Here is a 25,503-nt window from a genome sequence, read left to right as displayed (position 1 = left end):
GAACAGTATTCGACACTTCTCCCCCGCCTGGCAAGCCCTGCCGACACGCCGGGGCGCGTGCTACCGTGAAGGAACCATCACAAAGAACCATCACGAAGAACCGTCACAAAGAACAATCCCAAAGCACCCTCACCAGGACGCCCGCCATGCCCCATCCGCTGCTCTCTCGCCAGCCCTTCACCGCGAAGGGCAAGGTGGTCTCCGCCCGCGAGGCCGTGAACCTGATCCGTGACGGCGACGCCCTGGCGACCGGTGGCTTCGTCGGCATCGGCTTCGCCGAGGAACTCGCCGTGGCCCTGGAGGCGCGCTTCCTTGAGACCGGCGAGCCCCGCGACCTGACCCTGATGTATGCCGCCGGCCAGGGCGACGGCAAGAGCCGCGGGCTCAACCACCTGGGCCACGAGGGGCTGGTGGCGAAGGTGATCGGCGGCCACTGGGGGCTGGTACCCGCCCTGCAGCGGCTCGCCATCGAGGGACGCATCCAGGCCTGGAACCTGCCCCAGGGGGTGATCTCGCACCTCTTCCGCGACATCGCCGCCGGCAAGCCGGGTACCCTGACCCGGGTGGGCCTGGGCACCTTCGTCGACCCGCGCCTGGGCGGCGGCAGGATCAACGACGTCACCCTCGAGGAGCGCGTGTCGCTGCTGCCCGTCGACGGCCAGGAGTACCTCTTCTACCGTGCGCTGCCGCTGCAGGTGGCGCTGCTGCGCGGCACCACCGCCGATACCCTGGGCAACGTCAGCATGGAGCGCGAGGCCCTGACCCTGGAGGCGCTGGCCATCGCCACGGCGGTGCGCAACTCCGGGGGCGTGGTGATCGTGCAGGTGGAGCGCCTGGCCGAGCACGGCACCCTGCATCCCAAGGACGTCAAGATCCCCGGCATCCTGGTCGACTGCGTGGTGGTCTGCGAGGACCCGGCGCACCATTGGCAGACCTTCCGCACCGCCTACAACCCGGCCTTCTCCGGCGAGATCCGCGCGCCCATGGCGGCGCCCGAGCCGCTTCCGCTCTCGGCGCGCAAGGTCATCGCCCGGCGCGCGGCCTTCGAGCTCAGGCCCAACAGCGTGGTCAACCTGGGGATCGGCATGCCCGAGGGCGTCGGCGCGGTGGCAAGCGAGGAGCGCCTGCTCGAGCACCTGACCCTGACCGCCGAACCCGGCGTGATCGGCGGCCTGCCGGCCGGCGGGCTCGACTTCGGCGCGGCGCTGAACACCCAGGCGATCATCGACCAGCCGGCCCAGTTCGACTTCTACGACGGCGGCGGGCTCGATATCGCCTTCCTGGGCATGGCCCAGGTCGATGCCGCGGGGCACGTCAACGTCTCGCGCTTCGGCCCGCGGCTGGCCGGCGCCGGCGGCTTCATCAACATCAGCCAGAACGCCCGCAAGGTGGTCTTCATGGGCACCTTCGTGGCCACCAAGGAGGCACTCGCCATCGTCGATGGGCGGCTCGAGGCGCCTCCGGGCGGCCAGGGCAAGTTCGTCACCGAGGTGGAGCACCGTACCTTCAGCGGGACCCTGGCCGCCGCCGACGGCAAGCCGGTCTGCTATGTCACCGAGCGGGCGGTGTTCGAGCTCACTCCGGAGGGGCTCACCCTCACCGAGATCGCCCCGGGGGTCGACCTGGAGCGCGACGTCCTGGCGCTGATGGCCTTCACCCCGCGGATGCCCGAGCCGCCTCGGCTGATGGACACGCGCATCTTCCACGAGGCGCCCATGGGGCTCGCCGAGGAACTGCTCGACCAGCCCCTGGCGCAACGCTTCAGCCTCGACGAGACCAGGGAGGTGCTGTTCATCAACTTCGAGCACCTGCGGGTCGCCTCCCGGGCGGACATCGACGCCATCGAGCGGGAGGTCGAGCGCCGCCTCGCCCCGCTGGGCCGCCGGGTCCAGGCCATCGTCAACTACGACCATTTCCGCATCGACGACGCCCTGCTCACCCCCTACACCGAGATGGTGCGCGGCCTAGAGCAGCGCTTCTACAGCCAGGTGACCCGCTACACCACCAGCGGCTTCATGCGCCGCAAGCTCGGCCACGCCCTGGAGGCGCGCGCCGTCTCGCCGCACATCTACGAGAGCGCCGAGGAGGCGGAGGCCCACCTGGGTAACAGCGAGGGCTGAACCCGACGATCAGCGGCCTATCACCAGTGCCTCCACGGGCCCGGGTCGCCCGAAGAGATAGCCCTGGAAGGCGTGGCAGCCATGCGCCACCAGCCAGGCCTGCTGGGCCTCGGTCTCGACTCCCTCGGCGATCACCTCCAGCTGCAGGCTCCCGGAGAGGGCGATGATGCTGGCGACAATGGCCGCACTGGCCTCGTCCTCCAGCAGGTCGCGCACGAAGGACTGGTCGATCTTGAGCTGGTCCAGGGGCAGCCGCTTGAGGTAGGAGAGCGAGGAGTAGCCGGTGCCGAAGTCGTCCAGGGCGAAGGTCACGCCTTGCTCCCTGAGGCGTCGCATGGTCTCGCGGGCCTCGTCGCGCTCATGGACGAACAGGCTCTCGGTGACCTCGAGCTTGAGGCGCTCGGGAGGGGCCCCGGTTCGCGCGAGGGTAGCCAGCACCCGCTCGACGAACCCCACCTCGCGGAACTGCTGGGGGCTGACGTTCACCGAGACCCTGAGGTCGGCCGTGGCGGGATCCCCAGCCCAGGCGACCAGCTGCCGACAGGCGGCCTCCAGCACCCAACCGCCGATGGGCACGATCAGTCGGTTCTCCTCGGCCAGCGGGATGAACTCGCCTGGGGAGACCATGCCACGCTCCGGGTGCTGCCAGCGCAGCAGCGCCTCGACGCCGATCAGGCGCCGGTCGGCATCCACCTGGGGCTGGTAGTGGAGCAGGAACTCGTCCCGGGCCAATGCCTGGCGCAGGTCCGCCTCGAGCCGGGCACGGGCGTGAAGCTGCGCCTGCATGGCCGGGTCGAAGAAGCGCAGGGTATCGCGCCCGGCCCGCTTGGCCTGGAAGAGGGCCATGTCGGCCTGCTGGAGAATCTCGTCGAGAGTCGTATGGTGATCGCGGTAGAGCGTGACGCCAATGCTGCCGGTTATCGTCACCGAGCTCCCGGCCAGGCTGAGCGGCACCTGGAGCGCTCCGAGCAGCTTGTGGGCAATGCGCTCGGCGACGGCCGCCACCCGCTGCGGGTCGCGGCCCAGGTCGTGCAACAGCACGGCGAATTCGTCGCCGCCCAGCCGTGCCAGGGTATCACTCGCATGCAACACTTCACCCAGCCGGCTCGCGACCTGCTGCAGCAGCTGGTCGCCGGCATGGTGTCCCAGGGTGTCGTTGACCTGCTTGAAGTTGTCCAGGTCGAGATAGAGCAGCGCCCCGAACTGGCCGCTGGGATAGCTGTCCTTGAGCGCACCTTCCAGGCGGTCCAGCATCAGCCGGCGATTGGGCAGCCCGGTCAGGGGGTCATAGAAGGCGAGCTGGTGGATCTCCGCCTCGGCGGCCTTGCGCTGGGTGATATCGCTGAAGGTGGCCACATAGTGGGTCAGCTCGCCGGCCTCATTGTATACCGCGCTGATCGTGAGCCACTCGGGGAACACTTCGCCGCTCCTGCGACGATTCCAGACCTCGCCCTGCCAGCTGCCCTTCTCCCGGACGTCCTCCCAGAGGTGCCGGTAGAAGGTCTCGTCGTGGCGACCGGAGCTGAGCAGGCTCGGATTGCGACCCAGCACCTCGGCCTCGGCATAGCCGGTGATGCGGGTGAAGGTGTCGTTGACCTTGAGGATCCTGGCCTGGGCATCGGTAATGACCATGCCCAGGTGGGTCTCGAAGGCGGTGGCGGCGATGCGCAGGCCGCCCTCCAGCCGCAGCCGGCCGAGATAGTGGCGCAGCAGCCACCCGCCCAGCGCCGCCACCACCAGGAAGATGCCGACCAGCAGCCAGAGCCGCTGCCACCAGCCGGCCAGCAGCACCTCGACCCGCTCGCCGACCACCACCAGGAACGGCAGTCCCTCCACTCGCTGCATGGCGTAGAGGCGCTCGCTGCCGTCCAGCGGCGAGGCGGTGCGCAGGGTCGTCGATGCCTCGCCGCTGTCGAGAAAGGCGCGAGTCAACGGCTCGCTGACCGGGGTGCCGAGCACATCCATGGCGCCGCCCTCGCCAAAGGCCGGTCGGCGGGTAATCAGCCGCATCTCGGTATCGGCGATGGCGATGCTCTCGCCACGGGTCATGTTCAGTCGCTCGAGGGTCTCTCCGAAGAGGGCGGGATTGAGCCGCACCACCGCCAGGCCCCGGAAGTCGCCATCCGGCCCTTGCAGGCGATGGGCATGCGCCACGTGGAAATCCTGGCTGACGGCCGACCAGTAGAGCGGTGACACCCACTCCTGGAGATCGGCATCCTGCTCGAAGGCCTGGAAATAGGGCAGGCCGGTGACGTCGAGACCCGGTGGAAATGCCGGGTTGGCAGAGGCCCGCAGCATCCCCTCGGCACTGACGATACCCAGGTCATCGATCAAGGCATGGCGATGGCTGTGCTGGCGAAGGAGTGCCTCGAGGGCCGCATCATTGCCGCGGCGTGCCACCAAAGCCTGCCCAAGAGGCGACTGGAACACCTGCACCAGGCTGGAGAGGGTGTGCTCGCTGACCTCGAAGGTACTGGCCACCCACTCGGCCACCAGATCGGCCCGGGCGCTGGCACGCTCCTGACCCACCTCGAGGTCACGCCGGTGCTGGTCCAGCAGGATTCCGGCGAACAGCAGCAGCAGGGCCAGCAGGGCCAACAGGTAGAGAGCGATGGCACGACGGCGGATGCGCCGATGGCCGCTCTCGGGCCATTCCTCGGGGGGGAGCGACTCGCCACTCATGTCACCGGCAATCCCTGCGTTGAATCAATGGGTTCAGTGTAATGGCTCGCCCCGGAAATTACTTTCTGCAAACCTCGAAAGGGAGCCCCTGGAAAACCGCTGCCGCGGGATCGAGCATTGAAGCCCGAGCCCGCGCAGGCCACCATGAGGGTATCCGCCGACCACCGGACGGCGTCGGGAAGGCCCGCCCATGGACGATGTCGCCAGCCAGTTCCTCACTGCCAATGAATCCGCCATCCGCCTTGGGGTGGCACTGCTGCTGGGTGCCCTGATCGGCATCGAGCGCGGCTGGGTGGCCCGCGAGCAGAAGTCCGGCGAGCGCATCGCCGGGATCCGCACCCATTCGCTGGTCGGGCTGCTTGGCGGCATCGCCGCGCTGCTCTCGGATATCGTCAGCGACTGGGCCTTCCCGCTCATCTTCGTGACCGTGGCCGGCATCAGCCTGGTCGCCTGGCGGGCCAAGCTCGCCGAGCAGCACGACTACAGCATCACCGGCCTGGTGGGCCTGCTGCTGACCTTCTGCTTCGGTGCGGTGGCCGTGGCGATCGACCTGGCCCTGGCCGCCGCCGGCGCGGTGATCACCGCGGTGATCCTCGACAACAAGCACGAGATCCACGGCCTGCTGAACAAGCTGCAGGCCCACGAGCTCGATGCCGGCCTCAAGCTGCTGTTGATCACCGTGGTGATGCTGCCGTTGCTCCCCGACCGCGGCATGGGCCCCGGCGAGGTGCTCAACCCCTACGAGATCTGGTGGATGGTGGTGCTGATCGCCTCGATCAGCTTCGTCGGCTACTTCGCCGTGCGCCTGGGCGGCACCGAGAAGGGCATCCTCTTCACCGGGCTGTTCGCCGGGCTCTCCTCCTCCACGGCGCTGACCCTGCATTTCGCACGCACCTCGCGCCAGAGCCAAGAGGTCGAGGCGATGCTGGCCGCCGGCATCCTGCTGGCCTGCGGCACCATGTTCCCGCGTATTCTGCTCTATGCGGCGGTGATCAGCCCCGGGCTGCTGCCGGCACTGCTGCTTCCGGTCACGGTGATGGGACTGATGCTCTACCTGCCGGCGCTGTACCTCTGGCGCCACCACCGCCAGGCCCTCAGGGTCGACAGCCCCACCCCGATCCAGAACCCCCTGGAGCTGCGCACCGCGCTGCTGTTCGGCGGCCTGCTGGCGGTGATCATGCTGCTCGGCGAGTGGCTGCGTGGCGCCCTGGGCGAGGCCGGCATCTACCTGCTGGCGGCCTCCTCGGGGGTGGCCGACGTCGACGCCATCACCCTGTCGCTGACCCGCATGTCGCTGGAGCGCATCGCGCCCAGCACCGCGGTGCTGGGCATCGTCATCGCCGCCGCGGTCAACAACCTCTTCAAGTCGGGGCTGGCCACCGCCTTCGGCACCCGCCAGCTCGGCAAGCGGGTCGCCCTGCCGATGGTCGCCTCGATGGCGGCGGGGCTGACGCTGGCCTGGTGGCTGTAGGGCACCGACTCAGTCGTGCGACGTCGCCAGCAGCCGCGCCTCGAGCCGCCGGGCGAGCCCCTCGGCCCCGTCCTGCATCACGGCGTGGTGGTTCCAGGCGAACAGCGGCCCCGCAACCGGTGCGGCCAGTGCCATCCAGCGCCGCACGGGGCGCACCCGCCACTCGTAGCGCACCCTGCTAACGCGCCCCTCCTCGCTCAGCCGCCAGCGGCCGGTCCCCTGCACGTCGCCCCGGGCCAGGCCCTCGATCAACCTCCCCGGCAGGACACGGGTCACGCGGACATCGAAGCACAGCCGATAGCCCAGCCGGCTCTGCCAGGTGGTGCGATAGACGCGGCCGATCCCCTCGCGGTCGCCCGGTGCCAGTTCCTCCACGTCGCGCAGGCTCTTCCACCAGGCCGGCCAACCCGGCGCGTCCGCGATCGCCCGATAGACATCGTCGATGGGGGCCTCGAGCCACCAGGTGGTGACAAACCGCAGCTCGGCCATGGGTGGGCTCCTGCGCAGCGACCGGGACACGACTCAGGGCGTGAAGAAGCCGGCTGGCAGGTCGGGCTCGATGACGATCTCCTCCAACCGTACCCGCTCGATCACCCTGCCCCGGCCATCGGTGCTGATGACCCGGCGCGGGAACAGCGTCTCGGCGTCGAGCCACAGCTCATAGCCGGCGACCTCGCCCACGCGATGCCCCGCATCGCCCTCCACGACCAGATGATGGCTGCGCCGGCCATCGACCGGCGCCTCGCCCAGCAGGCGCAGCTGGCCCTGCCGTTGCAGCCGCTGCACGTTGCGCAGCAGGGAGGCGACGTCCGACTGGTCCACCCGGTGTCCCCGGGCGCTGCGCACCAGCGGGTTGAGGGGGCTGAGGGAGAGGCCGGCACGCCGCTCGGGAGACCCGAAGGGCCACAGCCGGACCCGCCGGGTCTCGGGGCTGTAGATCACCACGGCCCCCGGATAGGGCGAGACCAGGTCCAAGCGGATGAAGCCCGGGCGACGATAGGCAAAGCGGATGACCTCCTCGCCGCGACGCCCCTGGCTGCGCAGCACCAGGCGGTAGGCATTCACCTGCTCGACGCGGGCCAGCGCCGCCGAGACCGGGTCGCTCGCCTGGCCGAGGGCCACCATCAACAGCAGTTCCGGCAACATCGCTTCCTCCTCCCGCCCTAGGCCGCACCGGCGCCCAGCCTGGGGCGACCCTCACGGGCTCGATGTCCAACAGGATCAGCTAGGCGATAACACCGACCTTGGGCGATTCGCTCCCCCGGCGAAGAGTGTGCTTCGCCATAGGCCTCCTGCGCCCTCATGCCGACGCTGCGCGCCCCGGAATCGCGCATCCTGACGCATGGCCACCTCGTCGGTGGAGGGGAAGGGCGTCGACGCCCACAACACTCAGTATCGTGGACGATGCCGCCCATCGCCACGACCGCAAGGACGACGGCAGGCTATACTGTAAACCTTCCCCCAGACCGACCGGCCAGCCAGCACCGAGGCACTGCCAGCGGCGCGGTGGACCAGACGCCCTCGATCGCCAGAGGTACGGCCATGCACCGCCCATGGGTCGCCGCTGCACTGCTGGCATTGCCGTTCGCCCTCAGCCCGGCCATCGCCGATCAGCAAGAACACGCAGAGGCCGCCGCCGCCAAGGCCGAGGTGCTGGAGCGGGTTGTCGCCCCCGACACCCACGCCACCCCGCCCGACGAGCCGATCACCAAACAGGAGGTGCAGGCCGTGGACCCGGCGGGCAGCGACCCGCTGGAGGAGCCGATCACCTGCCTGGCGCGCAGCATCTACTGGGAAGCCAAGGGCGTGGCCGGGCGCGACATGGAAGCCGTCGCCAATGTGGTCATGAACAGGCTCGCCCACGAGGGATTCCCCAACTCGATCTGCGAGGTCGTCACCGAGGGCTCCGAGCACCCCCCCTGCCAGTTCTCCTGGTGGTGCGATGGCCGTCCGGACGAGATCGTGGAACCCGATGCCTACGAGGTCGCCAGGGAGGTGGCCCGCCAGGCCATCAACCTGGAGCTGGCCGACCACACCGGGGGCGCCCTCTACTTCCACCACCGCACGGTGGCGCCCGACTGGGCCAGCGTCTATCCCCGCACCGCCGAGACGGGGGAGTTCCTGTTCTACCGGCCCGAGGGCGGCATGGCCCGATAGCGAACCGCTCACTCGCCCAGCGCCGCCTCGTCACCGATATCCAGCCCCAGGAAGCCGCCGGACTGGCGGCGCCACAGGGCGGCGTAGAGGCCGCCCCGGGCCAGCAGCTCGCGATGGCTGCCGCTCTCGACGATACGCCCTTCGTCGATCACCACCAGGCGGTCGAGCATGGCGATGGTCGAGAGGCGGTGGGCGATGGCGATCACCGTCTTGCCCGCCATCAGCGCATAGAGCTGCTCCTGGATCGCCGCCTCCACCTCGGAATCCAGCGCCGAGGTCGCCTCGTCCAGCACCAGGATCGGCGCGTCCTTGAGCAGCACCCGGGCGATGGCGATGCGCTGGCGCTGGCCGCCGGAGAGCTTGACGCCCCGCTCGCCGACGTGGGCGTCCAGGCCGCGGCGTCCCTGAAGGTCCACCAGGTCGTCGATGAAGGCGTCGGCATGGGCGCGGCGCACCGCCTCGAGGATCGCCTCCTCGCTGGCCCCGGGGCTACCGTAGCGGATGTTGTCGCGCACCGAGCGGTGCAGCAATGAGGTGTCCTGGGTGACCATGCCGATGTGGCGGCGCAACGACTCCTGGGTCACCGTGGCGACATCCTGGCCGTCGATCAGGATGCGCCCGCCCTCCAGATCAAAGAAGCGCAACAGCAGGTTGGCGAGCGTCGACTTGCCGGCCCCTGAGCGGCCGATCAACCCCACCTTCTCGCCGGGGGCGAGTGTCAAGTCCAGGCCGTCGAACACGCGCACCCCCTCGCCGTCGGGGCGGGCATAGCCGAAGCGCAGCGCCTCGAAGCGGATCTCGCCCTGCGGCACCGCGAGTTCGGCGGCGCCGGGGCGGTCCCTGACGGCAGGCTCCCGGGCGATGGTGTTGATGCCGTCCTGCACGGTGCCGATATTCTCGAACAGCCCGGCCACCTCCCAGAGGATCCAGTTGCTCATGAAGCGGATGCGCATCACCAGGGCGATGGCCACGGCGATGGCGCCCAGCGATACCGCCTCCATGTACCAGGCGCCGATGGCCGCGGCGGCGATACCGGCCAGCAGCAGCGAGTTGAGCAGGGTCAGGCTCACGGTGAGGCCGGTGGCCAGGCGCATCTGGCGGTGCACGGTGGCCATGAAGCCCTCCATGGCGTCGCGGGCATAGGCCTGTTCGCGGTGGGTGTCGGCGAACAGCTTGATGGTCTGGATGTTGCTGTAGCTGTCGACGATGCGCCCGGTCATCAGTGCCCGGGCGTCGGCCTGGGCCATGGAGACGGCCCGCAGCCGCGGCACGAAGCCCCACATGATGGCGATATAGCCGGCCAGCCAGATCACCAGCGGCAGCATCAGCCAGGGCTCGGCCTGGCCCATCAGCAGCATGGCGCCGGCGAAGTAGACGATCACGTAGACCATCAGGTCCATCAGCTTCATCACCGTCTCGCGGATCGCCAGGGCCGTCTGCATCACCTTCTGGGAGACCCGCCCGGCGAACTCGTCCTGGTAGAAGGCCAGGCTCTGGCCGAGCATGTGGCGGTGCGCCAGCCAGCGCCCGATCATCGGATAGTTGCCGAAGATGCTCTGGTGGGTCACCAGCGCCTGCAGCAGGGTGAGCAGCGGCAGGCCGATCACCACCAGCGCCGCCATGCCCGCCAGGCGCCAGCCGTACTCGGCCAGGAAGCCTTCCCGCTCGGCGTCCGCCAGCCAGTCCACCAGCTGACCCATGTAGTGGAAGAACAGCACCTCAGCGGCCGAGACCAGCGCCGTGACCAGCGACATGGCGACCAGCAGTCCTAATACCGGGCGCGAGAAGTGCAGGATAAAGGCGAACAGCCCGCGAGGCGGCGTGCCGGGCTCGCCGGAAGGGTATGGATCCACCAGGTCTTCGAAGAAGCGGAACATGGCATCACCGTTGGGTTTACACACCTAGAGCGGCTTGTCCTCCTTGAGGGAAGCCACGCTCTTCTCGGCGGCACGCACCCAGCGGGCATGCTCGCTGGACACCCGCTCTTCCACCCGTTCCGCGAGCAGGCGTAACGCCTCGGCGCGCTCCAGGTCACGATAGGGACCCGCGCCGGCAAGCAGCAGGAACTTCTCATGCTTGAGGTGCTCGGCCGTGCCACGGTACTGGATCCACAGCGGGCCGAACTGGTTGATCTGCTCGATGGCCTCGAGAACCGCGATCGAGGCCCCGAGCACTGCCGTCAGCCAACGGAAGAGCGGCGAATCGGCCATCGAGAGCACCGGAATAGTAGCAGCGAAGACCACCTGCAGCAGGCGCAGGCGCTTGTGCCAACGCCGGCAGTGTCGACTGCGCTGTCCATACCAGGTGAGCTGGTCTTCCAGGCGTTGCCACTCGGGGCGCTCGCGCAGGGCAGCGGCGACCTGGGGCCCCTCGGCGCCTGGTGCCTCGCCGCCACCGCTGATACCGGGATCGTCCACCTTGCCTCCGTTGGCCATCGCCCCTGCCCATGGGATGCGACGGCACCCCTGCAACCAAAGATAGCAGCCCGGGTTCTCCGGCATGGAGCAAGTACGAGGGGAGTGCAATACTGATGACAGGGGCATGGGGCCTGCCCCGGCATATCTCTCAGGCCTCGACGATCACGGTGGCGAGTCGTCGCCGCGAGGCCCGCCACCCAACGGGAGGCCAGCATGGCACTTTCCCTTTCAAGCACCCTGCGCGTGGCGTTCATCATGCTGCTGAGCCTGCTGCTCGGCGCTTGCCAGACCGTCGACTCCAGCCGCTGCGAAGGGATCAGCACCGGCCTGGGCGCCGTCATCGGTGGCGTCCTCGGTTCACAGGTGGGCAGCGGGTCCGGCCGCACCGCCGCCGCCATCGTCGGTGCCGGGCTGGGGGCCCTGATCGGCCGGGAGATCGGCACCCGGCTGACCTGCGAGGACCGCCAGGCGATGAGCGAGGCCCTCGACGAGACGCCCGCCGGGGAGTCACGGAGCTGGAGCAACCCGGAGACCGGCAACGCATTCACCATGACGCCGCAAGAGACCTTCACGCAGGGCGATCAGCAGTGCCGCCACTTCGAGATGCAGGTCATGGTCGACGGCGAGCCGCGCCGCACCGAGGGTACGGCCTGCCGACGCCCGGACGACCAGACCTGGTCCACTGTCTAGGGGTGTGCTCATGAACGAGTTCCATGCAGGAGATCGCCGGTGGAAGCGATGTCTCGCCTGCCTGCTAGCTGCCATGCTGGCCATATCGCCGCTGGCCGTGGCGCAGTACGAGGTCGTTCGCCCAACCGGCAGCAGCGGCGACGACGTCGATTACGACGACGGTCCCAGCAGGGAACCGGAGGGCAACGGCGGCAGCGACTGGACGGTTCCGGCGATCGTGGCCGGCGCCGCGGCCTCCGCGCTGCTGATTCGCTGGCTGCGGGAGCGCCGTCAGGCGGCACAGCAACCCACCGCGGACGAGCGTGACAAGCTGGTGACGCTGCAGCAGCAAGGCCCGGAATTCGCCCCCTTGTACAATACCAGCGCCTTTGCGGCCATGGGCATGGTGCAGGGCAATTGGCCATTCGTGCTCGACTTTGTCCACGACCAGCCGGTTATCGTCACCCTGCGCATCAGCGCCCGGGGGGTTCCCGATATCTACACCCTGCGCTTCCCGTTCGGCGCGCAAGAGACGGGGCACCACCGCCTGCAGTTCCTGCTGCCACCGGCCTTCGGCGACAGCGAGCGCCCCGCGGCTATCGCCGTGACCGCCACCGACATGAGCGGCGAGCGAACCGCTCCCTCGTTCCGCGTGCTGGCCCTCGGCTGCGGGCCCCGGGCCGTGGGCTCGGTGGCCATCGAGGAGGTGTCGTTCCTGCCGCGCCTGATTCGTGCTCAGGCTCGCGAGCAGGCCTCCTACCGGTTCTTCTCGCACTCCGACTTCCCCAGTGCCATGGCCGACTTCATGCGCGTGGAGCCGGCCGAGGATGGCGAGCGCCACTTCTTCGTCGACGAGCAGGCCATCGACGGCGGGGTGAGTGCCGGGCGCAGCATCGAGCCGCGGCAGTGGGATGGGCGCGACGCCGGCCAGCGCATCTCCACGGGAACGCATCGCCTGAAGATCCGCGCCTGGGCACCGACACAGGGCTGGCTGACCGTCTGGTCGGATTCGCGCGTCGACGTCTCGCCCTGAGCGACCGCGTCCGGGTCGGCCATCAGTCATCGGGCGGGGCGAGCTCGGTCGAGAGCTCCCGCCAGGCCGCTGCCGACAGCACCTCGACCTCCCCCGGGGAGGTGAGCCAGGTTCCGGTCGATCGCTGCTGATGCAGGGCCGGCTTGAGCGGCGGCGGCGACACCGGAGGCAGCTGCCAGAGGGTGAGCTCCTCGCCAGAGGTGACCAGCAGCCGATGTGCCCCCGCCGTGAAGTCGACATCGATCGCCGGTGGGGTGCGGCCCGTGCCCTGTAACGCGGGTGTCAGGGGATGCCCGCTGATCGCGTCCCAGAGCCGCACGCTACCGCGACGCTGCCAGCTGAGGACTCGCTCCCCATCGGGAGTGAAGGCGGCGCCGGCGATATCGCCATCGTGGGCCAGGGACGCAATCAGGGTGCGGCTATCGGCCTCCCAGATCCGCGCCGTGCCGCCTCCCCAGCTCAGCAGCCTTCCGGTTCCGGTATGCCGTCGGGCACCCTGGACGTCATCGTGGGGGAAGAGCGTCTCGACGTCGCCGCCCCCCGACCAGGACCCGAGGCGCACGACGCCATCGTCGCTGGCGACCAGCAGCTGCCCGCCATCGAGCTCGGCATGGCGGACCAGCACCCCCTCGACGAGGGGCGCCATCGGCACCGGTGACTCGACGTCCCACCGCCGCAGGCGGCGATCCTCCCCCCAGGTCAAGACGCCTCCCTGACCGGCGGCGAAGCTCGCGCCACGCAGACGGCACTCCACGTCATCGCCATGCCGGATCGCCACCGTACGGGCGCTGCCGACCCGCCACAGCCAGGCGGTACAGCCCTGCGCCCCCCAGAACAGCAGCCGGTCGGCGTCGGGACTCCACGCCACGCCGGCCAGCGGAGCATCACCCGAGGTACCGCCGGGCGAGGCCAGCGCCCGGAAGTCCCCCTCCTCCCAGCTCCACAGGCGTACGTCGCCATCGGCGCCGGCGGTCAGCAGACGGTGCCCGCCGGGGGCAAAAGCCGCGAACACGGCCTGGGCATCAAGCGGACGGCTCTCCGGTGCCGCGTCGCTGGTCGTCGGCCAGACGTGCAGCCGCCCGTCCAGGGTGACGGCCCTCACCGTCGCCTCGCCCGCCACCAGCGCGGCATCGAGCACGACTGCCGGTAACCGCCACGACGTCGCGGTCCGCCGGACGGGCAGCTGCCAGAGGCGCAGGCCGCCATCACCGCCCCAGCTGAGCAGGCGCTGTCCGTCCTCGCTGACGGACGCCGCCCGGACCCCTGCCGCATGCCGCAGCGGCAGCCCCAGCGGCTCGCCGTCGTGGCTCGACCACAGCCGTACATCGCTTCCGCCCCGGGTCAGCAGGGCATCATCGCGGATGAAACGGGCAGCGGCCACGGGGCCGTCGAGGGTCGCCACCGGCTCGCCACTGCCTGCGTGCCAGAGACGGGCAGGCCCGCCTGTCGGGCTCCAGGTGACGAGGCGGTCCCCCTGCAGCACGGGGGGGGCGAGTTCATCCCTATGGCGGATCACGGCGCCGACGGAACGCTGCTCCTCGAGATCCCACAGGCGGGCGGTGCCGCAGGCGCCATGGTTCCAGACCAGCAGGCGATGCGGGGCATCGAGGAACCGGGCCCCGATGGCCCGCGGGCTGCAGCGTCCCCCCTCCGCGGCGTCCGGCGCGAAGTCCGACATCCCGGGCAGCCATAGCCGGCCATCGCGGTTCCAGAGCACGACCTCGTGCGGCTGTCCTCCGAGGACCCCGCCGACGATGTCACCCTCATGGCGCGCCTGGACCCTGGCGCCGTCGACACCCCAGACCACGGCCGCCCCGTCCCGGGTCCAGATCAGCAGGCGCGCCCCATCCGGCGAGATGGCCACCCCGGCAAGGCCGGCGGCATGACGCCAGCCCTCGTGCGATTCACCACCGGCCAGATTCCAGATCCGGGTGTCGCCGGCCGGGCTGGTGGTCACCGCCAGGGTCTCGTCGCTCCCGCCGATCCACACTCGGTCCACCGCCGGCGGCAGCTCGGCCAGCAAGGCACCGCTGCGCCGGTCACGTATCTGGGCCGGACCGTTGTCGTCATGGAGGACGAAGCGGTGCTCCCAGCGCTGCCCTTCCGGGGAAAAGGTCTGTATCCAATGCCGCCCCGCCGGCAAGGCGGGCGGCGCCGCGGCATCGCTCCAGGACCATGCCTGGCTGACCCCGGCGCCACTCCACAGGCGCACGGCGTCGCCGGCGGCATCGCCGGCCTCGAAGTCGGCCATCATCAGCGCGGGTCCCAGATCCGCCGCGCCCGCCAGCCGCGGTCCGATCCCCGGCCATGTGCCGGCCCAGTAAGCACTCGCGGCGCGCTGCGGGTCCAGCGCCAGCTCCGCGACCTGCATGAAGTGGTGGCTCGCCTTGAGAGGGCGCGCATCACGGTCGCGGGCGCTCACCGCATTGGCCCAGTGCAGGTCGGCCAGCCCCTGCCGGGTCATCCGTTCCTGCTGGTGCAGCGACCAGGCCAGCCAGGACAGACCGACGACCGCCGACAGCAGGGAAACCCAGGCTGCGGTGATCCAGCCACGCTTCAGCCGCTCCCGCCGTCGGCACGCCTGGAGGTAGCGGACCTCGGTGTCATCGAGGGAGAAGGAGGCCGCCGTGGTGAGCGCCAGGGCCCCTTCCAGGCGACTGCCCCGGTGGACCAGCAGCTCGCCGGGACGTCCGGCTGCCTGCCACTCGCTGGCGGCGCGACGCAGCGCATCACGCGTCCGCAGCGCCGCTCGATTGGCCTCCAGCCAGCGATTGAGCCGACGCCAAACCCGGAACAGCGCCTCATGGGCGACCTCCAGGGTACGCACCCCGTGGTCGCTGCCGGCAATCAGCAGGCGTGCCTGAACGAAGCGCTCGAGCAGAGGGTGGCTCGAGGCGGGCAGCGTCTCCCAGGGCACCACCTGCCGCGTGAAGCGCCCCTCCTCGTCGAGCCGGACCAGGTCAAACAGGGCGGCTCGCAGGGCCCGCCGCTGCTCAGGGGAGGGCGCGGCGGCGGCGAGAACCGCCTCGGCGGCCTTGGCCACCGAGCCGTGCAACCCGCCAAGACGGTCACGGTACTCGGCCAGGGTGAGGCGTCCATCGGCCCCTCCGGTTTCCCAGAGTTCACGCAGGGTAAAGGCCAGCAGCGGCAGGGCATCCTGGGTGGCCGTATCCGCCACCATCGCCCGGACCAGGCCGGGTTCCAGCTCGAGCCCGGCCAGCTCCGCCGGCCCCTCGATGACCGCCGAGAATCCCTCCACCGACAGCGGCTCCACGGTCACCGGGACCAGGGAGAGGTCACGCCAGGCCGGATGGGCCTGGAGGGCGCCGAGGAAGTCCGAGCGCAGGGTGGCGATACACAGCACGGGAGCGCCGGTGTCCTGCAGCACGGGGCGTACGAGGCGCATGAACTGCTCGGCCTGGGCCGAATTCGACAGCAGTTCCTCGAGCTGGTCGATGACCAGCACCAGGGTCGAGTGGGCCCTGCCGGGGTAGCGTCGCAGCACGTGCTGAAGCTCGCTCAAGGCGCCGGGATCCGCCTCGGCCAGGGTCGCCAGTGCCGGCTGCGTCCCGACCTCCACCCCGGCGGCGGCAAGCCCGTGCTCGAGTTGCACCACCAGCTCATCCAGCGGCCGGTCGCGGGGGCGAATCGGGCCGATCACCGTCCAGGCATCGGGAACGGCTCGCAGTCGTGGCATGAGGCCGGCACGCACCAGCGACGACTTGCCGCTGCCCGACGCCCCCAGGAACAGCAGCAGCCGCGGCCCGCCAAAGTCGCGCAGCTGGTGGAGACGGTCCATCGCCTGCTGGATCTCGGCATCGCGGCCGAAGAAGATGGCGGCATCCGCCTCCTGGAAGGCCATCAGGCCGGGGTAGGGAGGGCGGCTGCGATCCCAGTCGAACACGCTGGTCAGTTCACGGCCCAGCCGCTCGTAGCCCAGTTCCGGCTCCTTGATCAGGTCGATCACCTGCAGCTCGGCCAACTGGGGGCGCAGGGTGCAGGGCGCGATCCGTACCGGGAAGATTCGCTTGCCGAGCGCACGGGCGTGACTCAGCTCGGCGAGGCACCAGCAGGACGCCATGGCCGACTCGCTGCACAGCACGATCAGTGCCTGGCAGGCACGCAGGTGCCGGTAAAGCTCTGCCTCCCAGTCGCGTCCGGGAGGAATGCCGAGTTCGGGATCAAAGTCCAGGAAGAAGGAGTGGTGCCCTTGCTGCTGCAGCCAGGCCGCCATCTCGCGCGCCGCCGAGGCGTCGTGGCTGCTGTGGCTGATGAAAAGCGTGCTCATCGCCTAGCCTCGACCCGCAGCACCGGGCGATGTCACCCGGCACCAGGAGCGCGCGACCGCCTACGGGGTCTCGTAGGGCCGGGCCCGCACCTCGTCGGGCTCGTGACGCTTGAGGATCTCCTCCGCCTCCGGCTGCGACGCCTCGGGGACGATCACCTTGACCTCGTTGGTCTCCTTGTCGAGGTACAGCTTCTCCCGGGGAAAGCCCTCGGAGACCAGCTCATCGAAGGCGTTGGCGGCCTTGTCGATGCTGCCATAGGCAGCCGTAACGGTCTGTGTCATGACACCCTCCGCAACAGGGGATTGGCGTGTCCGGCACCGGACGGTACCGGGAGGCGACGAGAGGGGCATGCCCCTCCCCTGCCGTCAGTGTAGTTATAGCTGCTTCCCCGCCACCGGTCAGGCGATCCGCGCGACGCTTGTCCCGGATCAAGCCGAGGCCAGGGAAGGCAGGCGAAACCAGGCCCGAGGACTATGCTGAGGGGGACATGACGCCACGAGGTCAGCGCGCATGGAGATACTGCGCAAGAGCCGCCGCGAGGCCCGGGAAGCGGTGCTGGACGATTACCCCTCGGCCTGTGCCCGCTTCTCCTGGGACGAGGCCCGGACCTGGCTCGACGGCCTGCCCGGCGAAGGCGGGCTGAACATCGCCCACGAGGCGGTGGATCGTCACGCCACCGGGGAGGATGGCGAGCGCACCGCGATCCGCTGGCTCGGCAAGGCGGGGGCGCGACGCGAGATCCGCTACCGCGAGTTGGCCGAGCTCAGCGCCCGCTTCGCCAACGTGCTCGATGCGTTGGATGTGGCCCACGGGGCCGGCGTCTTCCTGCTCGCCGGGCGGATTCCCGAGCTCTACCTGGCGGTGCTCGGGGCGCTGAAGCACGGTGCCGTGGTCACCCCGCTGTTCTCCGCCTTCGGTCCCGAACCGATCGCGACCCGGCTGACCCTCGGCGAGGGCCGGGTGCTGGTGACCACCACCAGCCTCTACCGGCGCAAGGTGGCCCCGATCCGCGACCGACTGGAAAGCCTCGAACAGGTGCTGGTGGTCCGCGACGACGACCAGCCGTTGCCCGAGGGCACCCGGGAGCTCGGGCCGCTGCTCGAGGCGGCCCCGCCCGACTATGCGATCCCGGCCACCGACCCCGAGCAGCCGGCCCTGCTCCACTTCACCAGCGGCACCACCGGCACGCCGAAGGGGGCGCTCCATGTCCACCAGGCGGTGGTCGCCCACCACGCCACCGCCCGCTTCGCCCTCGACCTGCGCGCGGGCGACGTCTTCTGGTGCACGGCCGACCCCGGCTGGGTCACCGGCACCTCCTACGGCATCATCGCCCCGCTCTCCCTCAGCGCCACCCTGGTCGTCGACGAGGCGGAGTTCGACGCCGAGCGCTGGTACCGGATCCTCGACGAGGAGGCGGTCAGCGTCTGGTACACCGCCCCCACCGCGGTACGGATGATGATGAAGGGCGGCTCAGAACGGGCCCGCAGCCGGGCCTATCCGTCGCTGCGCTTCATCGCCAGCGTCGGCGAGCCGCTCAACCCCCAGGCCGTGCACTGGGGCGTGGAGGCCTTCGGGCTGCCGATCCACGACAACTGGTGGCAGACCGAGACGGGCGGGATCATGATCGCCAACTTCGCCAGCATGGACATCCGCCCCGGCGCCATGGGCAAGCCGCTGCCCGGCATCGAGGCCGCGGTGATGCGCCACCTGCCCGACGGCGACGTCGAGCGGGTCGGTCATCATGACGAGGAGGGCGAGCTCGCCCTGCGTGTCGGCTGGCCCTCGATGTTTCGCACCTACCTGCACGAGGAGGCGCGCTACCGGCGCTGCTTCGTCGGCGACTGGTACCTCACCGGCGACCTGGCCCGGCGCGACCCCGAGGGCTACTTCTGGTTCGTGGGCCGCGCCGACGACATGATCAAGTCCGCCGGCCACCTGATCGGCCCCTTCGAGGTGGAGTCGGCGCTGATGGAGCACCCGGCGGTGGCCGAGGTCGGGGTGATCGGCAAGCCCGACCCGGTGATCGGCGAGGTCGTCAAGGCCTTCGTGGCCCTCAAGCCGGGCCATGCGCCCGACGAGACACTGCGCCGCGAGCTGCTCGGCTTCGCCCGAAAGCGCCTCGGCCCGGCGGTGGCGCCCAAGGAGATCGAGATCCAGGCCTCGCTGCCCAGGACCCGCAGCGGCAAGATCATGCGTCGCCTGCTCAAGGCCCGGGAACTGGGCCTGCCCGAGGGTGACACCTCGACCCTGGAGACCTCCCGATGAGCGCCTCGCCTCCCCACCATGGCCCCGCCCCCCAACCCGCCGTCGGCGCGGCCGGCCTGGATGCCCCCGAAAAGGCCCGGGCACTGCTGTGGCAGATGATCCGCATCCGCCGCTTCGAGGAGAAGTGCGCCGAGCTCTACAGCGCCGGCAAGATACGCGGCTTCCTGCACCTCTATATCGGCGAGGAGGCGATCGCCGCCGGGGCCATGCCGGCGCTGGCCGCGCGGGACAATGTGCTGGCCACCTACCGTGAGCACGGCCACGCCCTGGCCCGTGGCGTTCCCGCCGGGGCGATCATGGCCGAGATGTACGGCAAGCAGGAGGGCTGCAGTCGCGGCCGCGGCGGCTCCATGCACCTCTTCGACGCCGGCCGGCGCTTCTTCGGCGGCAGCGCCATCGTGGGGGGCTCCCTGCCGCTGGCGGTGGGCTATGCCCTGGCCGACCGGCTGGCCGGACGCGACAGCGTTACCGCCTGCTTCTTCGGCGATGGCGCCGTGGCCGAGGGGGAGTTCCACGAGTCGCTCAACCTCGCCGCCCTCTGGCAGCTGCCGGTGCTCTTCCTGTGCGAGAACAACCACTACGCCATGGGCACCGCGTTGGAGCGGCACCAGTCCCAGGTCGACCTGGCCGCCAAGGCCGCCGCCTACCGCCTGCCCAGCGAATCGGTGGACGGCATGGACGTGGTGGCGGTGGCAAGAGCCACCGCGGCGGCGGTCGACCATGTGCGCGCCGGCCGGGGGCCGATGTTCCTCGAGTACCGCACCTACCGCTTCCGCGCCCACTCGATGTTCGACCCCGAGCACTACCGCGACAAGGCGGAGGTCGAGCAGTGGAAACAGCGCTGCCCCGTCGAGACCTTCGCCCGTGACGCGGTGGCCTGCGGGCTGCTCGCCACCGCGGTGCGCGACGAGATCGAGCGCGAGGTGGCCGAGGAGATCGACGCCGCCGTGGCCTTCGCCGAGGCGGGCAGCTGGGAGCCGGTGGAGCACCTCTGCCACGACGTCTATGCCCGGGAGGTGCGGCCATGACCACGCAGACGATCGCCTACCGCGAGGCCCTGCGCCAGGGGCTGCGCGCCGCCCTGACCGGCGACGAGCGGGTGTTCCTGATGGGCGAGGACGTGGGCCGCTACGGCGGCACCTATGCGGTCAGCCACGGCCTGCTCGCGGAGTTCGGCGAGGCGCGCATCCGCGACACGCCGCTCTCCGAGTCGACCTTCACCGGGGCCGGCATCGGCGCGGCGCTCAACGGTATGCGCCCCATCGTCGAGATCATGACGGTGAACTTCAGCCTGCTGGCCCTCGACCAGATCATCAACAATGCCGCGACCCTGAGGCACATGTCCGGCGGGCAGCTCAGCGTGCCGCTGGTAATCCGCATGACCACCGGCGGCGGCCGCCAGCTCGCCGCCCAGCACTCCCACAGCCTGGAGGGCTGGTATGCCCATATTCCGGGGCTGCGGATCGTCGCCCCGGCGACCCACGAGGATGCCCGCGGCATGCTGCTCGCCGCCCTGCAGGACCCCGACCCGGTGCTGATCTTCGAGCATGCCCTGCTGCTCAATGCCGAGGGGACGGTCGAGGGCGAGCCACACCCCATGGAGCTCGACCATGCCGCCATCCGCCGCGAGGGGCGCCAGGTCAGCCTGGTCACCTATGGCGGCATGCTGCACAAGAGCCTCGCGGCCGCCGAGCGGCTGGCCGCCGAGGGCATCGACGCCGAGGTGCTCGACCTGCGCACCCTGCGCCCGCTGGACGACGCGGCGATCATGGCCAGCGTGGCGAAGACCCACCGGGTGGTGGTGGTCGACGAGGGGTGGCGCAGCGGCAGCCTGTCGGCCGAGATCATCACCCGCATCAACGAGCAGGCCTTCTTCGAGCTGGATGCCCCGCCGGTACGGGTCTGCAGCCAGGAGGTGCCGGTGCCCTACCCCAAGCACCTCGAGGACGCGGCGATCCCCCAGGTGGAGGACATCGTCGCCGCCGTCCAGCGGCTGCTCGGCTGATGCATAGGCAAGTGAGAGGAATGCCCCCATGAGCGAGTTCCGCATGCCCTCGCTGGGCGCCGACATGGAGAGCGGCACCCTGGTCGAGTGGAACATCCGCCCCGGCGAGCGGGTCGAGCGCGGGCAGATCGTCTGCGTGGTCGAGACCCAGAAGGGCGCCATCGACGTGGAGGTCTGGGAGGCCGGCACCGTGGAGCGTCTGGTGGCGGAAGAGGGCCAGAAGGTCCCGGTGGGCGAGGTGCTGGCGGTGATCCGTCCCGAAGGCGAAAAAGCCGAGGGCGAGGAAATCGGCCAGGAGACACCGGCCGAGCGCCCCGCCCCCGAGGGGCCACGGTCAACCGGCCCGACTACGCCGCCAGCCGCGGCGACACCTTCGCTGGCGACCACGGGCGGGCGGCTTCGCATCTCCCCTGCCGCGCGCAAGCGGGCCGCCGAGCTTGGCCTCGACCCGGCAGGCGTGAGCGGCAGCGGGGCCGGGGGCAGCATCACCCTGGAGGATATCGAACGCGCGGCCCGGTCGGCCGAGGGGGAACAGGCCGCCCCTTCCGCCCGGCCGGTCCCCAAGGCCGGGACACACGCCGCCATGCGCCAGGCCATCGCCGCCGCCATGGCGCGCTCCAAGCGCGAGATCCCCCACTACTACCTGGGCAACACCCTCTGCGTGGAGCCGGCCCTGGCCTGGCTCGAGGCCCACAACGCCCAGCGCCCGGTGGCCGAGCGGCTGATCTTCCCGGTGCTGCAGCTGCGCGCCGTGGCGCTGGCGCTCGAGGCGGTGCCGGCGCTCAACGGCTGGTATCGAGACGATACCTTCCAGCCGGCCGAGGGGGTGCACCTGGGGGTGGCCATCGCCCTGCGCGGCGGCGGGCTGGTCGCCCCGGCACTCCACGACGCCGACCGGCTCGCGCCGGACGCCATGATGGCCGCGCTGCGCGACCTGCTGACCCGCGCCCGCGAGGACCGGCTGCGCAGCTCCGAGCTCACCGCGGCCGGCCTAACGGTCACCAACCTGGGCGACCTGGGCGTGGAGAGCGTTCAGGGGGTCATCTACCCGCCCCAGGTGGCGCTGGTCGGGTTCGGGCGTATCGCCGAGCGGGCCTGGGTCCGCGACGGAAAGGTGGTGGCCGCCCGCTGCCTGCACGCCTCGCTGGCCGCCGACCACCGGGTCACCGACGGCGCTCTTGGCGCGAGTTTCCTGACCCGACTGACCGACCTGCTGACGGAGCCCGAGCGCCTATGGCCCAGCTGAACCACGACACCCTCCGCGAAACCGTCATCGACGCCATCCTGGCGGTGGCCCCCGAGGCCGACGTCGACGCCCTGCCCGCCGACCGCCCCTGGCGGGAGGCGCTGGAGATCGACTCCTTCGACTTCCTCAACATCCTGGTCGACCTCGAGAAGCGCCTCGGCGTCAGCGTGCCGGAGAGCGACTACCACGAGCTCGCCACCCTGGACGGCCTGATCGGCTACCTGGAGAAACGGCTCGCCGCCTGAGGCCGTCGCCTGACGTATCCTGCCTTGCGGATTCACGGCCTCAGCCGGGGCGCTCGGCCAGCTGCCAGTCGTTGTCGGTGAGCGGCTGGCCGCCCTCGGGGGTGACCCGCACGGTGTCGCTCAGGCCAATGCCCCACTGCCCCGGCAGGCGCAGGCAGAGCGGCAGGTGGAAGACCATGTCGGCGGCAAACTCGCGATGCTGGCCGCGGGCGATGTAGCCGGTGCCCTCGACCCAGCTCGGCGGGAACTGGGCCCCCACCGCATAGCCGTACACCCCCGAGAAGAACACGCGCTCGGCGTGGGGGGCGAGCACCGCCTCGGCGGCCCGGGCGGCATCATCGAAGCTGTTACCGGGGCGCATCGCCGCGGTCAGTGCCTCGTACATCCCGCGGCACACATCGCGCAGCGCCTGCATCTCGGCGCTCGCCCGGCCGGCCACGGCGGTGCGCATCATGGGGGCGGTATAGCGGTGAAAGGCCGAGCCGAACTCCAGGAAGACCGGCTCATCTGCGGCGATCACGTGCCGCTTGTGGTTGACGTGGATGACGCTGATGCGACGACCGGTGGTGACGATGGGCTGCAGGCTCATGAACTCGCTGCCGGCTTCCAGCAGGGCGCGGCTGCCCGCCGCCGCGACGTCGTTGTCGGTCACCCCGGGCGCGATGACCTCGGTCGCCGCCCGCAGGCCGAGGGACGTGATCCGCGCGCTCTCGCGCAGGCAGTCGAGCTCCGCGGGCGACTTGACGATGCGGATGCGGTCGAGCAGCTCGCCGCCGTCGTCACGGAAGCGCTCACTGCCGAGGCGTGCCTGCAGTTCGCGGATGACCCCAAAGCGCAGGCCGGCCCCGAAGAGGTCCAGGCCGATGGCCCGGAAGGGGGCGAGGATTTCGGCCAGCGGCGCGATCACCTCCTCGATCCCTTCCCACCGATAGCCGAGGATCTCGTCCACCGTGGCGGTGACCACGGCCGGGCCGGTCTCGATGGAGGGCACCTGCAGCACCAGGCGGTCGGCCGAGACTACCAGGCAGGTGTACACCGAGACCTCGAAGGTGTGGTAGCCAGTCAGGTAGAAGATGTCGGCGGGGTCGGTCAGCAGCAAAGCCTCAAGCCCGGCGGCCTGCATGGCCTGTCGCACGCGGCGGCGTCGCGCCGCGAACTCCTCGGCGGCAAAGGGTAGCTCGCTCTCGGCGAGGCAGTCGGCCAGCGCATGGCGGTAGGCGTGATGATCCATCGGATGACGCTCCTGGGTGGACGAGACTCCCTGCCAGTGTAGCCATGACGGGCGTCGGGTCCCCCGGGAATCGCGGCAAAATATCCCTGTTCGCGTTCGCCCCGGTTTCGTAGAATCCAGCCTCGAGTTTCGACGTCACAGGACAATGCAATGGGCAGGGCCTTCCAGAACCGCAAGGAATCCATGGCCAAGACGGCCGCCGCCAAGACCAAGGTGTACAGCAAGTACGGCCGCGAGATCTACGTCTGCGCCAAGCAGGGCGGTACCGACCCCGCCGGCAACCTGGCCCTGCGCGGGCTGATCGAGCGCGCCAAGAAGGACCAGGTGCCCAGCCACGTGATCGACAAGGCCCTGGACAAGGCGTCCGGCGTAGGCGGCGAGGACTTCTCGCCGGCCCGCTACGAGGGCTTCGGGCCGGGCAACTGCATGGTCATCGTCGAGTGCCTGACCGACAACCCGAACCGCACCTTCGGCGACGTGCGGGCCTGCTTCAACAAGGCCAAGAGCAAGCTCGGCACCCCCGGCAGCGTCAGCCACATGTTCGACCACTGCGCCATCCTCGCCTTCCCCGGCGATGACGAGGAGGCCACGCTCGAGGCGCTGATGGAGGCCGATGTCGACGTCACCGACATCGAGAGCGAGGAGGGTAATATCACCGTCTTCGCCCCCCATACCGAGTACGCCAAGGCCAAGCAAGCGCTGCTCGACGCCTTCGGCGAGCTCGACTTCGAGGTCGACGAGATCCAGTTCGTGCCCCAGACCGTGACCCCGGTCGAGGGCGACGACGTGGCGATGTTCGAGAAGCTGCTCGACACCCTCAACGACCTGGACGACGTGCAGAACGTCTTCCACAACGCCGAGATCGAAAGCGAGGCGTGAGGCACCCCTCACTCTCCTGCGTCCCGACGACAACGGCCGGCCATGGTGGCCGGCCGTTGTCATCTACCAGCAGTAGCGAAGTCTCAGTCTCGCGCCCCGACGGGGACCATCAGGTGCTGGTAGTCCGTGCCCTTCCACATCACGTAGGGCCCGCCGTTGTGCGGGTCGGTCGGGTAGACCTCGAGCAGTTCCGCCGGGGCGATAAGCATCAGGTGCGGCCCCTCGACGATCCACTCGTTGTCGTCCGTGGGCCCCTCGGCGTAGGGGTCGACATTGCTCGCCCCCTCGTCACCGGCCAGCATGTAGGCGATGCCCATCGACTCGACCTCGAACGGTTCCTTGTTCTGCCAGGCCTGCCCCCACTCCTGCCAGGCCTCGTCGAGGCACATCGGTGCCGTCCCGGTCATGCTCGGTGGCGTCGGCATGCAGGTATAGCCGTTCGAGCCCTCCTTAAGCACGTTGCCTTCCCAGTCGACCACCTGGGCGCCTTCCGCCATGCCCGGCCAGGCGGCCGCCAGGGCATCGTCGATCTTCGCCTGGTCGGCCACGGCCACGCCGGAGCCGGCCAGGCTCGCCAGCAGCACGGCCAGGCCGGGACCGGCCATCCGCGTCATACCACCATTGAGCTTCATCATTGTCGTCGTCCTCCCAGTGCGGGAGGGAGCATCGCGGCGGTGGCCACGCTATCCATCAGGTCATCGCCAGCAGGGCATACGCCCTCCCGGAACTCCGGAGTCCTCCCTGAGCCGCTTCACCTTCCACTGCACACCTCAGTACAGTGCCACGAGCCTGCA

Annotated in this window: 20 protein-coding genes; 11 read left to right on the top strand and 9 right to left on the bottom strand. The window is 70.1% G+C overall.

What is annotated here, in order from left to right; translation table 11 throughout:
* Positions 1–146: 146 nt before the first annotated feature.
* On the top strand, positions 147–2,120 hold the full coding sequence (locus M8009_RS05260; RefSeq protein ID WP_250059713.1) for an acyl CoA:acetate/3-ketoacid CoA transferase: 1,974 nt from the start codon (positions 147–149) through the stop codon (positions 2,118–2,120).
* 9 nt (positions 2,121–2,129) lie between these two features.
* Here the strand turns inward: M8009_RS05260 and M8009_RS05255 are convergent, their stop codons facing one another.
* A complete protein-coding gene (locus M8009_RS05255; protein ID WP_250059712.1) occupies positions 2,130–4,802 on the bottom strand; it encodes a bifunctional diguanylate cyclase/phosphodiesterase in 2,673 nt (890 codons plus the stop codon).
* A 190-nt stretch (positions 4,803–4,992) separates the two neighbouring features.
* On the opposite strand from M8009_RS05255, the gene M8009_RS05250 reads away from it, so the two are divergent.
* The gene (locus M8009_RS05250) at positions 4,993–6,273 is read left to right on the top strand and encodes an MgtC/SapB family protein (RefSeq protein WP_250059711.1); all 1,281 of its coding nucleotides are present in this window, start codon (positions 4,993–4,995) and stop codon (positions 6,271–6,273) included.
* A gap of 9 nt (positions 6,274–6,282) precedes the next feature.
* On the opposite strand, the gene M8009_RS05245 is transcribed toward M8009_RS05250, so the two are convergent.
* Entirely contained in the window at positions 6,283–6,762 is a 480-nt protein-coding gene (locus M8009_RS05245) for an SRPBCC family protein (protein WP_250059710.1), read from the bottom strand.
* Positions 6,763–6,795: 33 nt separating this feature from the next.
* Positions 6,796–7,419, bottom strand: coding sequence for a LolA family protein (locus M8009_RS05240; protein ID WP_250059709.1), 624 nt, complete (start codon positions 7,417–7,419; stop codon positions 6,796–6,798).
* A 396-nt stretch (positions 7,420–7,815) separates the two neighbouring features.
* Here M8009_RS05240 and M8009_RS05235 point away from each other — a divergent pair, with 396 nt between their 5' ends.
* Positions 7,816–8,430, top strand: a complete 615-nt coding sequence (locus M8009_RS05235) for a cell wall hydrolase (protein WP_250059708.1) — start codon at positions 7,816–7,818, stop codon at positions 8,428–8,430.
* A gap of 8 nt (positions 8,431–8,438) precedes the next feature.
* Here M8009_RS05235 and M8009_RS05230 read toward each other — a convergent pair whose 3' ends face one another.
* Together M8009_RS05230 and M8009_RS05225 are read right to left on the bottom strand one after the other, a co-directional pair.
* The gene (locus M8009_RS05230) at positions 8,439–10,307 is read right to left on the bottom strand and encodes an ABC transporter ATP-binding protein (protein ID WP_250059707.1); all 1,869 of its coding nucleotides are present in this window, start codon (positions 10,305–10,307) and stop codon (positions 8,439–8,441) included.
* A gap of 24 nt (positions 10,308–10,331) precedes the next feature.
* The gene (locus M8009_RS05225) at positions 10,332–10,847 is read right to left on the bottom strand and encodes a DUF4231 domain-containing protein (protein WP_250059706.1); all 516 of its coding nucleotides are present in this window, start codon (positions 10,845–10,847) and stop codon (positions 10,332–10,334) included.
* Between the two features lie 213 nt (positions 10,848–11,060).
* On the opposite strand from M8009_RS05225, the gene M8009_RS05220 reads away from it, so the two are divergent.
* Entirely contained in the window at positions 11,061–11,537 is a 477-nt protein-coding gene (locus M8009_RS05220) for an RT0821/Lpp0805 family surface protein (RefSeq protein WP_250059705.1), read from the top strand.
* 10 nt (positions 11,538–11,547) lie between these two features.
* Complete coding sequence (locus M8009_RS05215; RefSeq protein WP_250059704.1) at positions 11,548–12,549, top strand: hypothetical protein; 1,002 nt, start codon at positions 11,548–11,550, stop codon at positions 12,547–12,549.
* Between the two features lie 22 nt (positions 12,550–12,571).
* Here M8009_RS05215 and M8009_RS05210 read toward each other — a convergent pair whose 3' ends face one another.
* Complete coding sequence (locus M8009_RS05210; RefSeq protein WP_250059703.1) at positions 12,572–16,837, bottom strand: nSTAND1 domain-containing NTPase; 4,266 nt, start codon at positions 16,835–16,837, stop codon at positions 12,572–12,574.
* 60 nt (positions 16,838–16,897) lie between these two features.
* On the bottom strand, positions 16,898–17,119 hold the full coding sequence (locus M8009_RS05205; protein WP_250059702.1) for a hypothetical protein: 222 nt from the start codon (positions 17,117–17,119) through the stop codon (positions 16,898–16,900).
* Between the two features lie 229 nt (positions 17,120–17,348).
* Here M8009_RS05205 and acsA point away from each other — a divergent pair, with 229 nt between their 5' ends.
* The 5 genes from acsA to M8009_RS05180 are packed head-to-tail and all read left to right on the top strand — an operon-like array spanning position 17,349 to position 22,599.
* A complete protein-coding gene (gene acsA, locus M8009_RS05200) occupies positions 17,349–19,103 on the top strand; it encodes an acetate--CoA ligase (protein WP_250059701.1) in 1,755 nt (584 codons plus the stop codon).
* Entirely contained in the window at positions 19,100–20,131 is a 1,032-nt protein-coding gene (gene pdhA / locus M8009_RS05195; protein WP_250059700.1) for a pyruvate dehydrogenase (acetyl-transferring) E1 component subunit alpha, read from the top strand. The genes acsA and pdhA overlap by 4 nt, the downstream gene beginning before the upstream one ends.
* Positions 20,128–21,108 carry an alpha-ketoacid dehydrogenase subunit beta gene (locus tag M8009_RS05190; RefSeq protein ID WP_250059699.1) on the top strand — a complete coding sequence of 327 codons (981 nt, stop codon included), beginning with the start codon at positions 20,128–20,130 and terminating at the stop codon, positions 21,106–21,108. The genes pdhA and M8009_RS05190 overlap by 4 nt, the downstream gene beginning before the upstream one ends.
* 28 nt (positions 21,109–21,136) lie before the next feature.
* Complete coding sequence (locus tag M8009_RS05185; protein ID WP_250059698.1) at positions 21,137–22,354, top strand: dihydrolipoamide acetyltransferase family protein; 1,218 nt, start codon at positions 21,137–21,139, stop codon at positions 22,352–22,354.
* On the top strand, positions 22,342–22,599 hold the full coding sequence (locus M8009_RS05180; RefSeq protein ID WP_250059697.1) for an acyl carrier protein: 258 nt from the start codon (positions 22,342–22,344) through the stop codon (positions 22,597–22,599). Before M8009_RS05185 ends, M8009_RS05180 begins: the two co-directional genes overlap by 13 nt.
* Positions 22,600–22,639: 40 nt before the next feature.
* On the opposite strand, the gene M8009_RS05175 is transcribed toward M8009_RS05180, so the two are convergent.
* Positions 22,640–23,830 carry a M24 family metallopeptidase gene (locus tag M8009_RS05175; RefSeq protein ID WP_250059696.1) on the bottom strand — a complete coding sequence of 397 codons (1,191 nt, stop codon included), beginning with the start codon at positions 23,828–23,830 and terminating at the stop codon, positions 22,640–22,642.
* Positions 23,831–23,980: 150 nt separating this feature from the next.
* On the opposite strand from M8009_RS05175, the gene M8009_RS05170 reads away from it, so the two are divergent.
* Complete coding sequence (locus tag M8009_RS05170; protein WP_250059695.1) at positions 23,981–24,709, top strand: YebC/PmpR family DNA-binding transcriptional regulator; 729 nt, start codon at positions 23,981–23,983, stop codon at positions 24,707–24,709.
* A gap of 83 nt (positions 24,710–24,792) precedes the next feature.
* Here M8009_RS05170 and M8009_RS05165 read toward each other — a convergent pair whose 3' ends face one another.
* The gene (locus M8009_RS05165; RefSeq protein WP_250059694.1) at positions 24,793–25,344 is read right to left on the bottom strand and encodes a hypothetical protein; all 552 of its coding nucleotides are present in this window, start codon (positions 25,342–25,344) and stop codon (positions 24,793–24,795) included.
* Between the last annotated feature and the right edge of the window lie 159 nt (positions 25,345–25,503).

The sequence above is a fragment of the Halomonas gemina genome (assembly GCF_023554995.1).
GTDB lineage: Bacteria > Pseudomonadota > Gammaproteobacteria > Pseudomonadales > Halomonadaceae > Halomonas > Halomonas gemina.
This window is presented reverse-complemented; position numbering and strand designations above follow the sequence as displayed.